This is a genomic window from Sphingomonas sp., from assembly GCF_035317925.1.
Classification (GTDB): Bacteria; Pseudomonadota; Alphaproteobacteria; order Sphingomonadales; family Sphingomonadaceae; genus Sphingomonas_I.
In genome coordinates, this window is sequence record NZ_DATHFV010000213.1 from 1 (window position 1) to 15,428 (window position 15,428).

Consider the following 15,428-nt stretch of genomic DNA (forward strand, 5'->3'; position numbering starts at 1 on the left):
GTGGCGAGGCGATGTCGTCGCTGCTGGCGCGGATCGACGGGGTGCATGTGCTGACCTCGCTGACCGGATTCGAGGCGTTGCTGCGCGGCCTCGACGTGACGGTCCATGGCCAGCCCTTCTTTGCGGGCTGGGGCCTGACGCGCGATCTCGCCGCCCCCCTGTCGCGCCGCACGCGCAAGCTGACGCTGGCCGAGTTGGTGGCGGGCACCTTGATCCTCTACCCCCGCTATCTCGACCCGGTCACCGAACGCCCCTGCCCGCCCGAAACGCTGCTGCAGCGCTTCGCCGATGGCTGGAAACCGAAGATGACTTGGGTGATCCGGCTGCGGCGGCTGCAGGGCCGCATCGCACGCATGCTCGGCACGGTCTCGCGCTAACGGACGCCCATCGCCTTCATTAGCGAGGCGGCGATGTCCTCGGCAGCGATATCGGCCGGCTTGCCAGGTTCGGCCGCCGATCCCCAGATCGCATAATCCGAGCGGCGATCGTCGGCGCCCAGGGCCTGGAAGGCGCCAACCAGGCTGGGCTGATGGTCGCCGTAGAAGACCAGCCAGCCGGGCGAACCGGTTGCGGCGATCGCTTGCTGCAGGATCGGGATCATCGCGTCGGTCGACTGGAGATGCCGGAGCCAGCGTCCGATCTCCGCCGCGTCGGGCAGGCCGCGCCACGCCTCGGGCAGCTGGTCCGCCGGCAGCGCGTCGTGCTGCGCGTCCCACGGCCCGTGATTTTCCATTGTGATCGCGAACACCAGCACGCGCGGGCCAAGCTCGCGCACATGGGTCGCCACGCATTCGGCGACCGCGATGTCACTCACATACGGCCCATTACGTTCCGCGCCGGCAAAGCCGTCGATCCCGATGAACCGGTCGAAGCCGAGCAGCGGCATCACCTTGTCGCGATAATAGAAGTCCGCATCATAGGGATGGATGCAGATCGTCCTGTAGCCCGCTTCGCGCGCCTGATGCGCGAGCGAGGGCAGCGGCACGCGCGCGAAATGCTCGTAGGGGTTGAACCGGTCGAGCCCGACATCCTCGCTGCCGAGGCCGGTCAGTACCGCCAGCTCGGAACGGATCGTGTTCGCTCCCCAGCAAGGCACGACAAGCTTGCCGTGCTGCGCCGATTCAGCCTGCAGCCGGGCGAAATTGGGAAGATGGCCGGCGAGCGCGGGATCCAGCCGTCGCGCATCGATGAAGGATTCGCCCTGCACGATCAGGATCGGGCCGTTGGCGGGCAAGGCCGGCCACGCCCTGGCCTGCGCCGCGCGCTGCCGGCCGGCACGCTCGGCGCGGGCAAAGGTGGCGTGCATGATGCATGTGGCGAGCAGGCCGAACCGCGCGGTGTCGATCATGGGGTCGCGGGTGGGATCGAGCGTCCGGTAGAAAGCGGCCAGCCTGTCGCACAGTGGCCTGCTGGCCGGGATCACGAACAGCAACCGCCCGACGATCACCGCGACAACGGCAAGGAAGATGGCGGAGATCAGGTCGACCGGCCACAAGGGCGGTTCGAGATGGACCAGCCAGATCACCGCCAGCAGCATGGCGACCGTGGCCATGATCATGCGTCCGGTGCCGACGAAAGCGAGATAGAGGCGGGGGTGGCGCACCACCTCAATCAACTCGGCACGGTCGGCGAATACCACCGGCTCGCCCAGCACCACGCGCTTGACCCGATCGGCCACGCCCATGCCGATGCCGAGGCATGCCACGGTGAGACCGGCGAGAATCGGACGGCCGGTCGGCAGCAGGAACAGACCGAAGCCCGCGAGGAACGGGAAGGCGTCGATCAGGAGCGCGGCGATGCGGACCGACGGCTGCGGGCCGAACGGCCACGCGCCGACCAGCCGCCGCAGCCCGAACCACGTCGCCAAGCTGATCGCAATGCCCGTAAGAAAGTGAATCATGGGTCCCTTGTCAGCGACCCGGTTCGATATGGAAGCGGAAACCGCGCACGATGCGGTCGCCGATCGCGGCCGGCAGCAGATCGGCGGCGACCTGTCCCAGCGCGAGCAGGCGCGGCACGACGATCCGCGCCTTGCGGGCGTCGAGGCCCTTGCGGATCGCGGCCACCATCTTGTCGAGACTGAGCATGAACGGAGTCGGGCCCTTCCAACGGTCGGTCATCGGCGTATCGAAAAATCCGGGAACGACAACCGATACCATCACCCCTTTGGGTCCCAAAAGCGCGCGGATGGCCTCGCCATAAGCGCGAATGCCGGCTTTGCTGGCGCTGTATCCGGGGCTGTAGGGCAGGCCGCGCAAGGCGGCGGTCGAGGCGACGACGGCGACGTGACCGGCCTTGCGCGCGATCAGCCGCGGCAGCAGCGGCTCGACCGTGTGGATTGTGCCGAGCAGATTGGATCGAATTTGCATGGCAGCCAGATCTACGCCCTCGGGCATGTCGCCCTCGCCCGTTCCCGCCGACACGCCCGCGGCGGCGATCACGAGATCGAGCGGCGTCGCTTCATCCTGCGCGGTCAGCCAGGCACCAAAGGGTTCGGGCTCGCTGATGTCGAACAGGCCAGTGGCGACGGTCGCGCCCTTGTCGCGGCAGGCGACGGCGGTCGCCTCCAGCCGCGCGGCATCGCGCCCGGTGAGCACCAGATGCACCTCGGGTGCGGCATAATTCTTGGCGAGGCCGGCGCCGAGACCGCTCGACGCGCCGGTGATCAGGACCGAAAGGATGCGCGTCACCCCCGTGCGACGAGGGGCGCCACCGCAGGCACGCGCACCGGCGCGGGCATCCGCACCACCGACGTCTTGGGTTCAAAGGTCTCAAGCCGCTTCATCGCGCCCTTAACCAACATGGTTAGGCCCTGATCACTGAAATAACCGCCATGGATGAGGCAGCGATCGATAAGCACGCGGCGGAAGGCTTCGAATACGGGCAATTCCGGCGGCGTCGGCGATGCCCAGAACGCGTCGAGGCCCTTCTGATCGGTGACACGCGGCAGATCGTAGACCGCATCGCCGAGCACGATCGTCGGCACGCCGCAGCGGAGCGAGAGCGTGCCCGTCGTGCTGTTGACCGTGACGAGCCCGACGGCGTTGCAGACCAGCGAGTCGATATCGACCGATTCCAGGAACAGCAGCCGATCGGCGATGCCGAGCTTGGCCGCGACGGCGAGCGTGCGCTTCTCCCAATCGACCAGGCCGTTATCGAGCGGATGCCCCTTCACCACCAGCAAGGTGTTCGCCGGCGCATTGCGTGCGAACGAGCCGAGCACGGTCTCGATCGCATCCTGCACGCCCTTGAAATGGGAATGAACGCGGATCTGATAATCGCAGTCGAGCTGGAGCGGGAACACGAAATAGGGGCGGCCGTCGGCCTTGAGCCGGTCGAGCGTGGCGCCCGAACGGCGGCGCTCGGCCGGGCGACGCAGCAGGCGCAGCGCCCAACCCGCATATTCGGTGAGGATGTGCCACGGGCGATGCGTGCGATAGCCCGGGAAGAGCGGCGCCAGCGCGAGCGACGCGATGTTGTAGGCCAGATCTTCCTTGGCGCGGCGGTTGAACGACGACGGCACCGGCGGGAAATCGGGCAAGGGCGGCAAATCGCGCGCGGCTTCCAGATAATGATCGGGCGAGCGCGACAGGCGCGAATGGCCGTTCACGCCGCCCGCTTCGAGCGTCACGAAATCGGGACGGACATAGCCTTCCTCGAACACATGGACCTTGACGCCGAGCCGGCTCGCAACCTCGATCGCAAGGCTGTGCAGCGGCCGGCAATCGCCAAACAAGAGGATGTCGGTGATCCGGCGGCGCGCAAGGATCCGCGCCAGGAAACGCGGCCATTTGTCGAGATTGCCGCGATAGTCGATCGCGCCCGGAACGTTCCAGTAAAGCTTGTCACCGCCGTTGAAGTTGATGCGGTGGACGCCATTCCCCGAGGCTGCGAGTGCTTCGCCGAGAAGCGAGAAGAACGGTCCCGCCAGACCCTGAAGGAAAAGGAATTCTTTTTTCGCCACGCGCCTCACCTGACAATCCGACCTGGCGCGGCGCGCCTAGCGGCACCGCTCCTTTGCACCCGGGTTGCGTCCGACACAACAGGTCCGATCGCTTAACCACCGACTGGCATGCACGGTTCAACTGCATCCATATCGGAAACGCTTTCATCCCATGCGCCACTAAATGCTGCATTGCAAACGGGTTGCGTCACAACGCCTTGTCCAAGGCTTCGGCTCCGCTATAGCCTTGATTCACGCGTCCCCTACAGGCTTTGGGCAACGCCGGAGTTTGGTTTGAACCGATCGCGTTACGACTTCGATATGTCCGGCACCGGCGCCGCCGGCGCCGCGGCGGAACCGATCGCGATCGTGGGCGCCGCCTGCCGCCTGCCGGGCGCGCCGGATCTGGAATCCTTCTGGACGATGCTGCTCGCCGGAACCGATGCGGTTTCCGAAATTCCCGACGACCGCTGGAACAAGGCGCAGCTCTTCCATCCGGAGAAAGGCCAGCGCGGCAAGGCCTATACGTTCGCCGCCGGCGTGCTCGGCGACGTCAGCCAGTTCGACCCGGCCTTCTTCGGCATTTCGCCGCGCGAAGCGACGCAGATGGACCCGCAGCAAAGGCTGCTGCTCGAGCTGGCCTATGAGGCGATCGAGGATGCCGGGCTGGATGCGGCGCACCTGGCGGGCGAGCCGGTCGGCGTGTTCGTCGGCGGATCGTCGTGGGACTATCTGAACCTCAATCTCGGCGACCCGTCGACCACCGACGCTTATTCGATGATCGGCGTGACCTTGTGCTCGCTGTCGAACCGCATTTCCTATGCGTTCGACCTGCACGGGCCGAGCTTCACGGTCGATACCGCCTGCTCTTCGTCGCTGGTCGCGCTGCATCAGGCGTGCGAGGCGATGCGGGCCGGCCAGATCGGCATGGCGATGGTCGGCGGCGTCAGCCTTTTGCTCGCACCGCAATCCTATGTCGGCTTCTGCGCGGCATCGATGCTGAGCCCGAAGGGGCGCTGCCACGCTTTCGACGCGCGCGCGGACGGCTATGTGCGCGCGGAAGGCGGCGGGCTCGTCATTCTCAAGCCGCTCGGCCAGGCGCTGGCGGCGGGCGATCCGATCCGCGCGGTGATCCGCGGCACGGGCGTCAATTCGGACGGCCGCACCACCGGCCTGTCGCTGCCCAATCGCGAAGCCCAGGCGGCCTTGCTCGACCAGGTCTATAGCCGGTTCGGCCTCGATCCGGTCGATCTGGCGTATGTCGAGGCGCATGGCACCGGCACGCCGGCGGGCGACCCGATCGAGGCGGGCGCGCTCGGCGAGATTCTCGGCAATCGCCGTCCGAAGCCGCTAACGATCGGATCGGTCAAGACCAATATCGGCCATCTCGAGGCGGGCAGCGGCATGGCCGGCCTGCTGAAGGCGATGCTGGTGGCGGAACGCGGGACGATCCCGCCCTCGCTCCATTGCGAAACGCCCAACCCCAATATCCCGTTCGCCGATCTCAACCTCCAGCTCGCCCCCAAGGCGACGGCGGTGAAGAAGGGCCCCAACCCCTATCTGGTCGGCGTCAATTCCTTCGGCTTCGGCGGCACCAACGCCCATGCCGTGCTGGAATCGCCCGATCCCCAGCCCGTGCCATCGCGCGAAAGCGACGAAAGCCTGCCGCCTTTCCTGCTGTCGGCGCGGTCCGATGCCGCCCTGCGCGCGCTCGCCGCGACGTGGCGCGCGCGCGTAGCGGAGACCTCTCCGGAAGCCATGCCGGCTTTGCTGCGCGGGCTCGCGCTCAAGCGCACCCAACATAAAAGAAGGCTGGTCATCCCCGCCGAAACGCAGCCCGCCCTGATCGAAGCGCTCGACGCCTTCCTGGAAAGCAAGCCGACGTCGCTGACCGCGACCAACACGGCGGTGGCGGGCAAGATCGGCTTCGTCTTCTCGGGCAATGGCAGCCAGTGGGCGGGCATGGCCGCCGACGCGATCGGCGCCAGCCCGTTGTTCCGCGACGCGCTTGCCAAGGTCGATGCGGTGCTGCTGCCCCATCTCGGCTGGTCGGTGCGCGAGAGTCTGGATGCGCCGGACGCCGACGCGTTGCGCAATACCGACATCGCCCAGCCTTTGCTGTTCGCGATCCAGGTTGCGCTGGTGACGGCGCTGCGTGAGCAGGGCATCGAAGCCGACGCCTGCATGGGTCACAGCGTCGGCGAGGTCGCCGCCGCCTGGGCCTGCGGTGCGCTCGATCTGGATCAGGCCGCGCGCGTGATCGCGGTGCGCAGCCGCAGCCAGCAGGCGCAGCATGGCGTCGGCGCGATGGCGGTACTCGGCATGGACGGTGACGCGGCCGCCACGGCGCTGGCCGGGACGGCGGTCGAGGTCGCAGCGCGCAACAGCAGCCAGGCGACGACCGTGGCCGGAACCCGTGAAGGCATCGATGCGCTGGAAGGGCGTGCCGCTGAAAAGGGCTGGCGCTACACCAAGCTCGACCTCGATTACGCCTTCCATTCGGCAGCGATGGATCCGATCGCGCCGCGTCTCGCCACCGATCTCGCCGGAATCACGCCGGGGCCGACGACGATACCGTTTTATTCGACCGTAGCAGGTGGCCCGCTTGGCGGCGCGGAACTGGGCGCCGCCTATTGGTGGCGCAACGTGCGCGAGCCCGTACTATTTTCCGACGCCGCCCGGGCAATGGTCGATGACGGCATCCGCATCTTCGTCGAAATCGGGCCGCACGGCGTCGTCCAGGCCTATCTCAACGACGCGCTGCGCGGCGCCGACAAGGAAGGCCGTGTGCTGCCGAGCCTGTCGCGCCGTCCGGGCAAGAGCGATCCGGTCGCGGGGCTGGCCGCACGTATCCACGCCGCCGGTGGGGATATTCGCGACGGCATCGCCTTCAGTGGCCCGGCGACGGTGCGCAGTCTGCCGCCCTACCCCTTCCAGCGCGAGCGTTTCTGGGTGCCGCGCACCGAGGAAGCAACCGATCGCGTCACGCTGCCGTTCGAGCATCCGTTGCTCGGCGTGCGGATCGGCGACGAGCCGGTCGAGTGGATCCGCCACCTCGGCCTCGAAACCCAGCCCTGGCTGGCCGATCACACGGTCGGCGGCGCGGCGGTGGTTCCGGCCGCCGCCTTGATCGAAATGGCGCTGGCGGCGGCGCGCGCGCGCCACGGCAATGCGGCCGCGCTCGATTTGCTCGACGTCGAGATCGGCCGTGCTCTGGTGATCGAACCGCATGTCATGCGCGAAGTGCGCCTGCGCGTCGGATCGTCGGCGGGCGACTTCACGATCGCCTCGCGCCCGCGCCTCTCCGAAGAGCCATGGACGATCCACATGGCCGGGCGCATCGCGGCGGCGGATGCGGACGATGCACGGCCTGCGCCGCCCGAAGGCGCACCAACCGGCCACGTGCCCGCAGCCAGCCTCTATGCGCTCGCGTCAAAAATGGGCCTCGATTATGGGCCGGCCTTCCAGGTCGTGTCCGACATCCGCGTCTTCGCCGGCGACCAAGCGATCGCGAAGCTCGATCGCGCACCTTATCTGGGCGACGGCTTCCTGTTGCCGCCCAACATTGTCGATGGCGCGCTGCAGGGCCTGCTGGCGCTCGCCGCCGACCGGCTCGGCAGCAAGACCGGCGTGCTGCCGTGGCGGTTCGGCCGCGTCCGGCTGCGCCGGCCCGAAGGCGCGATCCCGGCCACCGCCGAACTTAAGGTCACGCGTGTCGGGCCCCGTTCGGTTCGCGCCGACGTGCTGCTGGTCGATGCGGCGGGCGTTCCCGTCGCGGACATGGTCGATTGCTGGTTTGTGCGCGTCGCGCTTGGCCGCCAGGCGACCCCCGAGGAGCAATTCTTCCACATCGCCGAAGTCGCCAGCGCCGATCCCGCCGGCGCCGTCTCGGCGGTCGCCGAAGCCCAGCCCGCGCCCGTGAAGGCCGCTACCGATCCTCAGGCGGCGGAGAGCCGTCTGCTCGCCGATGCGTTCGCCGCCTCGGCCGCGATCGAGGCGTTGCGCGCGCTTGCCCCTGATGGCCGCCTCGTCCCGCAGGCGCTGATCCGCGACGGCGCGATCGCGATCGCGAGCCGTCCGATCCTCGACCGGCTGCTGCGCTGGCTGGCCGCCGACGGCATCGCCGCCCAGGCGGACGATGGATCGTGGAGCTTCGCCGACGAGGATCTGCCGCCGGCCGACGCGATCCTGCGCACCTTGTTCTTCGATCAGCCGCGCGGCGTCGCCGAAGTCGCCTTGCTCGCGCTCGCCGCCGACGCGCTGCCGGCGATTCTGGTCGATGGCCCGGCGGCCGCACCGGCCATTCCCGCCGCCTTGTGGGAGCAATTGCTGAGCGCGTCGCCCGCCGGAAACGCAGCCGCGCACATGCTTTCGGAGGCTTTGGCCTCGCTCGCCGTCCAGAATAAGCAACGGCTGCGCGTGCTGCAGATCGGTGCCCGGCGCGGCGGCGTGACGCGGCTGCTGTTGCGCCATCTCGGCGACGACGCCGCTTTGGTCGCCGCGACCGACGCCGACGATCTGCCGGCGCTGACGGACGCGCTGCATGATCTGCCGGCCGCGCGCGCCATCGCCTGGACGCCGGGCGATGCGCTCGACGAGGCGCCGTTCGACATCATCGTCGGCCTGCACGCTTTCGCGCTCGGCGGCTGGTCGGCGCGCGAACTGAGTGCGCTCAAGGACAGGCTGGCGCCCGGCGGCGCCCTGTTGCTGGCCGAACCCGTTCCCAACCGGATGTGGCATCTGCTTCGCCCGGATGCCCCGCCGCCGGCCGACGCCGCGCGCTGGCGTTCGTTGCTGGACGGCGCGGACTTTGCCGCGCCGACGGTCCAGCCGCTCGAAACGCCGCTCTGGCCGGTCGAACTGATCACCGCGCGTACCGAAGCCGTCGCGCAGCCGATCACGGTCGAAGCGCAAATCCGCATCGCCGGCACGGGCGAAATTGGCGACGCGCTGGAGGCGGCGCTCGTCGCGCACGGCGCTTTGGTCGATCGTGGCACCGAGATGACCGGGCGCGTCGCGCTGATTCCCGATCTCACCGATCTGCCTGCCGCGTTGGCGCAGATCGCCGCGCTGGCAGCGCTGCCCGCCGAACCGAAAACCGAAATCGCGCTGATCGTGCGTGGGGACGATGCCCATAGCGCCGCCCTTGCCGGTCTGCGGCGCGTGCTCGCCAACGAAGGTGCGCAGATCGCCACGCGACTGATCCGGCTGGCCCGCGACTTGCCGCTCGATCAGGCGGCCGAACATGCGGCAACCGAATTGCTGCGCGCGGATGCCGAGCAGGAGGTGACCTGGTCCGCCGAAGGCCGCAGCGTGCCGCGCGTCCGGCGTGGCCTGCCGCGCGCCAAGGGCCATGTTCCGACCGGGCTGCGGCTCGCGATCGAACGGCCGGGCCTGCTCGACTCGCTCGGCTGGGCAGAGATGCAGCCGAGCGTGCCGGGCGCTGGCGAGGTCGCGATCAAGATCGAGGCAGCCGGTCTCAACTTCCGCGACGTGATGTGGGCAATGGGACTGCTGCCGGACGAGGCTCTGCTCGACGGCTTCGCAGGGCCGACCATGGGTCTGGAATGCGCCGGGACGGTTACGGCGGTTGGTACGGGCGTAGACGGGCTCGCGATCGGCGATCGCGTGATGGCTTTCGCCCCCGCCTCGCTTTCGACCGAGACGGTGACGGCGGCGCATGCAGTCATGCGGATGCCGGCGGGAATGAGCTTCGCGGCGGCCGCGACGGTGCCGGTCGCCTTCCTCACCACCGTCTATGCGCTCGGCCATCTCGCGCAGCTTTCCGAAGGCGAGACCGTGCTGATCCATGGCGGCGCGGGCGGTGTCGGCCTCGCCGCCATCCAATATGCCCGGCATCGCGGCGCGCGCGTGTTCGCGACCGCCGGATCGCCCGCAAAGCGCGCCTTGCTCCGCAATCTCGGCGTCGAGGCGGTGCTCGACAGCCGTTCGCTCTCCTTCGCCGACGATGTGATGCGGCTGACCGACGGCGCGGGCGTCGATGTCGTGCTCAATTCGCTCGCGGGCGAGGCGATGCGGCGCAGCCTGATGCTGGTGAAGCCGTTCGGCCGCTTCCTCGAGCTCGGCAAGCGCGACTTTTACGAAAATAGCAGCGTCGGCCTCAGGCCCTTCCGCCACAATGTCACTTATTACGGAATCGACGCCGATCAGCTGCCGCTGCGCCGTCCCAAGCTGGCCGCGGCCCTGTTCGACGAGATCACGACCTTGTTCGCCAAGGGCGCGCTACGGCCGCTGCCGCATCGCAGCTTCGATTATGCCGATGCCGAGGACGCGTTCCGGCTGATGCAGGTGTCGGGGCATATCGGCAAGATCGTGCTGACGCCGAGCGAGGCGCTGCCGGTCGCGCTGCCCGCCCCCAAGCCTTTCATCGCCGATCCGGCGCGGACCTATATCGTCACCGGCGGGCTCGACGGCTTCGGCCTCGAATCGGCCCGCTGGCTGGCACGCAACGGCGCGACGCATCTGGCTTTGCTCAGCCGGCGCGGCCCGGCCGCACCCAACGCGGATACTGTGCTGGCGGAGTTCGCCGCTTTGGGCGTGGATACGCGCGCTTATGCGGTCGATGTCGGCGACGGGGCCCCGTTGGCCTCGACCCTGGCTGCGATCCGCACCGACCAGGCCCCGCTCGGCGGCGTGATCCATGCGGCGGTGGCGATGGACGATGCCTTGCTGGGCGCGCTCGATGCGAGCCGCTTCGCCCGTGCGCTCCACCCCAAATATGGCGGCGCCGATGCGCTCGACCGGCTGACGCGCGATGACGATCTCGGCCTGTTCCTGCTTTTCTCCTCGGTCACGACCGCGTTCGGCAATCCGGGCCAGGGCAATTATGTCGCGGCCAATGCCGCGATCGAGGCGGTAGCCGAACGGCGGCATGCGGCCGGCCTGCCGGGCCTGGCGGTACAATGGGGCCCGATTGGCGATGCCGGCTATCTCGCGCGCGAGACGCAGGTCAGCGACATGCTCGCGCGGCAATTGGGCGGCGCGCATCTCACCGCGCAGGACGCGCTCGACACCCTGCCCGCTTTGCTTGCCGCCGGCGTGCCGGTGGTGGGCATGGCGACGATCCGTTGGGCGTCGCTCCGTCGCCAGTTGCCGCTGATGGAATCGCCGCTCTTCGCCGAAATGGGCGGCGCCGCGGGTGTCGAAACGGCCGAGGTCGATCTCAAGGCCCTGCTCGCCGAATCGACCCCCGATCAGGCGCGCGACACGGTGACCGGCCTTTTGGTCGAGGAAGTCGCGCGGATCATGAAGCTCGCGGTCGACCGGGTCGAACCGCAGCGCCCGCTCGCCGAACTGGGCATGGACAGTCTGATGGCGGTCGAATTGCGGCTTGCGGTCGAACAACGGTTCGGCATCTCGATCCCGCTGCTGGCCCTGTCCGAAGGCGCGACCCTGACCGCGATGTCGGGCCGAATCGTGCGCGGCCTCTCCAGCGAGGGCGACGCACCGGCCGACGAAAAGACCCAAATGGCCGAGCGCCTCGCCCGCTATGAAGGTGCCGCGATCGAGGGCCCCGCGGACGGCGCCACCGCTCCGAGCGAGCCGACTATGGCCGCCGCCGCCGCTACGGCGCCTTGAGACCTTGATTCACGGTTGAGGCCGCCGGCCCGAACCGATCAAGGTCTTGCCTTGATCCTGCCTTAGGGCCGTGCCACCGCTCATTCCGATGAGTGATAATTTTGGTCTCAGCGGCGATGCCAAGGCGAAGCTGCTCGCGCGCCTTGCCAATCGCGCGCCCACGCAGGCGGAGGCACATGCCCACGCCAAGCCGCCGCTCGGCCGGCCCGAGGTTGCGGCGGACCTTGCGATGGTCAAGCGCGCGGGCGAGGCGCTGGGCATCCGCAATCCCTATTTCCGCCCGCATGAGGGCATTGCCGGCGCGACCACCGTCATCGACGGCAAGAGCTACGACAATTTCGTCTCGTACAATTATATCGGCCTGAACGGCGATCCGCGCGTCAGCCAGGCGGCCAAGGACGCCATAGACCTCTACGGCACATCGGTTTCGGCGAGCCGCATCGTCTCTGGCGAACGGCCAATCCACCGCGATTTCGAGCGGGCGCTGGCCGAGGTCTACCAGACCGAGGATGCGATCGTTTTGGTCTCCGGCCATGCGACCAACGTCACCGTGATCGGCCATCTGGTCGGACGCGACGATCTGATCCTGCACGATTCGCTCAGCCACAACAGCATCGTCCAGGGCGCATTGGCGAGCGGCGCGCAACGTATCGCCTTCCCGCATAACGATATGGACGAGCTTGAACGGCTGCTCGGCACCGCACGCGCCAACGCCAATCGCGCGCTGATCGTGGTCGAAGGCCATTACAGCATGGACGGGGACATCCCCGATCTCGCCCGGCTGGTCGCGATCGCCAAGGCGCATGGCGCGTACCTGATGGTCGATGAAGCCCATTCGTTGGGCGTTTTAGGCGCGCGCGGGCACGGTATTTTCGAACATTCCGGGGTGAATCCGGCCGATGTCGACATCTGGATGGGGACGCTCAGCAAGACCTTGTCGGGTTGCGGCGGCTATATCGCCGGCTCGGCCGAGCTGATCGACTATCTCAAGAGCAGCGCGCCGGGCTTCGTCTATTCGGTCGGCCTGTCGCCGCCGGTCGCCGCCGCCGGGCTCGAAAGCCTGCGCATCATGCATGACGAGCCGGATCGGGTCGCCCGGCTGCAAGCCAATGGCCGCCATTTCCTGGAGGCGGCACGCCGCCACGGGCTCGATACCGGTCCGTCGATCGGCGCCGCGATCGTGCCGGTCATGACCGGCAGCTCGATCGTCGCGGCCCGCGCCGCAGACCGCTTGTTCGACATGGGTATCAACGTCCAGCCGATCATCTATCCCGCCGTGCCCGAACAGGCGGCGCGATTGCGCTTCTTCCTGTCCTCGCTCCACGACACGGCGCAGCTCGACCGCGTCGCCAAGGCGGTGGCGGACGTGCTGGCGGAAGTCCGTTCCGAGCGGATCGATCTCGGCGCGCTGGCGAGCAGACTAGCCGCCGAGTGAGCGGGATCGTCCTCGACATCACGCGGCTGCTGTCGCGTGTGCTGCACCCGACGCCGACCGGGGTCGACCGGGTTGAAATGGCCTATGCGCGCGGTCTGCTGGCGGCGGTGCCCGATCGACTGAGCTTTGCCGCGGTCCATCCGAGCGGCCTCTATGGCCGGTTGCCGCGGGCGGCGGTCGTGCGTTTCCTCGATGCGACCGAGCAGAGGTGGCGCGACGAAGGGCTGGGCACGCAATCCTTGCGCCTGTTCGCGGCCAAGGCCTTGCTGTCGCTGCGCCCGCGTCTGGCCAAAGCGGCCGAAAAGAGCATCTATCTCCAGCCCTCACCCAACAATCTGATCAAGCCCGCGCTGATGCGCGCCTTTCTCAAGCGCGAAAACGCGAAGCTGGTCTGCCTGGTGCACGATCTGATCCCCATCGAATATCCCGAATATGCCCGCCCTGGTGGCGCCGATCTGCATGCGCGCCGCATGTGGACGATGGTGTCGCTGTCGGAGGGCATAATCGCCAATTCCAGGGCGACGCTCGACGCGCTGGATCCCTGGCTCGAGCGGGCCGGCCGTCGGCCCGAGACCGTGGTCGCGCATCTCGGCACCGACATCGAACCATCGGTCGAATCGCATCGATCCGACCGGCCGTATTTCGTGTGCGTCGGTACGATCGAGCCCCGCAAAAACCACCTGCTGCTGCTGCATCTGTGGCGGACCATGGTCGAGCGGCGCGGCGCGGAAGCCGTGCCCAAGCTCGTTTTGATCGGCCGGCGCGGCTGGGAGAATGAGCAGGTTATCGACCTGCTCGAACGCTGCCCGGCGCTTCAGAATTGTGTCGAAGAACATACGGGCCTGCCCGATCGCAAAGTCCAGGCGATGATCGCCGGCGCGCGCGGGCTGCTGTTGCCGTCCTTCGCCGAAGGCTATGGCATGCCCGTTACCGAGGCGCTCGCGCTCGGCGTGCCGGTATTGTGCAGCGACCTGCCCGCGCTGCGCGAAGCGGGCGGCAATGTTCCCCTGTTCCTCGATCCGCTTGATGGACCGGCCTGGCAGCGCGCGATCGACGATCTGACCGCACCCGATTCCGCCGAGCGACAGGCGCAGGCGCAACGGCTCGTCGATTGGCGTGCGCCGACATGGCCGCAACATATCGCCATCGTGCTGGACCTGTTGCATAAGCTCACCGCATGACCGCTACGACCGCCGCACCGCGCGGCTCCTTCCTCAAGGCGCTGACCATCCAGACGCGCGTGCTCGGCGCGCTGATCCTGCGCGAGCTGCACACCCGCTATGGCCGCGAGAATGTCGGCTATCTGTGGATGTTCCTCGAGCCGATGATCCTCGCCTCGGTGATCGGCCTGCTTCATTACGAGACCGGCCACACCGCGTATGGCGGGGACATCAAGCCGCTGCCGTTCGGTGTGATCGGCTATACGACGTTCATTCTGTTCCGCGGCATCGTCAATCGCGCGGAAGGCGCGATCGAGGCCAATGCGCCGTTGCTCTACCATCGGTCGGTGACCGTGCTGGACATCATCCTGGCGCGCGCGATGTTGGAATTCGCGGCGGTCTTCTCGACCTTTGCGATCATCATGACGCTGATCGTATGCGTCGGCCTGGCCGATCCGCCGGCGCGGCCGCTCTACCTGATGCTCGGCTGGGCGCTGATGTGGTTTTATTGCCTCGGCCACTCGCTCATCATCACCGCCTTTACCTATGAGCGGCGCACGCTCGGGCGGTTTGTCCACCCTTATTCCTATTTCATGACCGGCCTCTCCGGTGCCTTTTATCAGGTGGGTTGGCTGCCGTCGGGGGTCCGCGCCTGGGCGTCGTGGTTGCCGACGACGACCATCTTCGAAACCGTGCGCTACGGCTGGTTCGAATCGGCCAACGACGATTATGCCTATTATGGCTATTGCTCCGCCTTCTGCCTGATCTCGATCTGGATCGGCCTGGTCGCGGTCCGCCGCACGCGCGACCGGATTCACCTGGCATGAGCCGTATCGCCAAGGCGCATTTCCGATCCGGCAGCGGATCAGCTAGGATCGACGTATGAATATGCATGGCTTCATGACCCCCGCCGACCAGGCGGACGATCACGAGCTCACCCTCGTTGAGCGCATCCGCAACCTCATGTGGATCCGACGCTGGCTCCTCATGATCGTGATACTGCCGACCGTTTTGGTGGCGCTCTACCTCTATGGTTTCGCCTCGGACCAATATGAATCCGAAGCCCATTTCCTGGTCCATTCGGCCGACCGGCCGCAGATTCCGACGGGCGCGGGTGCCGCGCTCAGCATGCTGACGGGCTCGGGCGCGGGCCAGAATGAGGCGATGAGCGTCGCCGATTATCTTACCTCGCACGACGCGGTCGCGGCGCTGCGCCGCGACGATCGCCTCGTCGAGCGCTTCCGCCAGCCAGGGGTCGATCTCTTCAACCGTCTATACCCGGCCAACCCGA

The 15,428-nt window shown here is 67.8% G+C and carries 7 protein-coding genes and 2 pseudogenes; 6 read left to right on the forward strand and 3 right to left on the reverse strand.

Annotation, left to right across the window (positions count from 1 at the left end; genetic code table 11):
• Positions 1 to 377 (forward strand): annotated as a pseudogene (locus tag VK533_RS15615) (beta-3-deoxy-D-manno-oct-2-ulosonic acid transferase); the annotation flags it as partial.
• Here the strand turns inward: VK533_RS15615 and VK533_RS15620 are convergent.
• Genes VK533_RS15620 through VK533_RS15630 form a run of 3 tightly spaced genes read right to left on the reverse strand, consistent with a single transcriptional unit; the run spans position 374 to position 3,964 of the window.
• The gene (locus VK533_RS15620; protein ID WP_324379382.1) at positions 374 to 1,900 is read right to left on the reverse strand and encodes an LTA synthase family protein; all 1,527 of its coding nucleotides are present in this window, start codon (positions 1,898 to 1,900) and stop codon (positions 374 to 376) included. The pseudogene VK533_RS15615 and the gene VK533_RS15620 sit on opposite strands and share 4 nt — an antisense overlap.
• Before the next feature lie 10 nt (positions 1,901 to 1,910).
• Complete coding sequence (locus tag VK533_RS15625) at positions 1,911 to 2,690, reverse strand: SDR family NAD(P)-dependent oxidoreductase (RefSeq protein ID WP_324379384.1); 780 nt, start codon at positions 2,688 to 2,690, stop codon at positions 1,911 to 1,913.
• Entirely contained in the window at positions 2,687 to 3,964 is a 1,278-nt protein-coding gene (locus VK533_RS15630; RefSeq protein WP_324379386.1) for a capsular biosynthesis protein, read from the reverse strand. Before VK533_RS15630 ends, VK533_RS15625 begins: the two co-directional genes overlap by 4 nt.
• 300 nt (positions 3,965 to 4,264) lie before the next feature.
• On the opposite strand from VK533_RS15630, the gene VK533_RS15635 reads away from it, so the two are divergent.
• The 5 genes and pseudogenes from VK533_RS15635 to VK533_RS15655 form a co-directional block, all read left to right on the forward strand.
• Positions 4,265 to 11,542 (forward strand): type I polyketide synthase, encoded by a 7,278-nt coding sequence (locus tag VK533_RS15635; protein WP_324379388.1) that lies wholly within the window; start codon positions 4,265 to 4,267, stop codon positions 11,540 to 11,542.
• Between the two features lie 88 nt (positions 11,543 to 11,630).
• Entirely contained in the window at positions 11,631 to 12,977 is a 1,347-nt protein-coding gene (locus tag VK533_RS15640; RefSeq protein ID WP_324379390.1) for an aminotransferase class I/II-fold pyridoxal phosphate-dependent enzyme, read from the forward strand.
• Positions 12,974 to 14,158: a glycosyltransferase family 1 protein gene (locus VK533_RS15645; protein WP_324379392.1), complete on the forward strand. Its 1,185-nt coding sequence runs from the start codon at positions 12,974 to 12,976 to the stop codon at positions 14,156 to 14,158. The genes VK533_RS15640 and VK533_RS15645 overlap by 4 nt, the downstream gene beginning before the upstream one ends.
• Entirely contained in the window at positions 14,155 to 14,964 is an 810-nt protein-coding gene (locus VK533_RS15650) for an ABC transporter permease (RefSeq protein WP_324379394.1), read from the forward strand. The genes VK533_RS15645 and VK533_RS15650 overlap by 4 nt, the downstream gene beginning before the upstream one ends.
• A gap of 55 nt (positions 14,965 to 15,019) precedes the next feature.
• Positions 15,020 to 15,428, forward strand: a pseudogene (locus VK533_RS15655) (lipopolysaccharide biosynthesis protein); the annotation flags it as partial.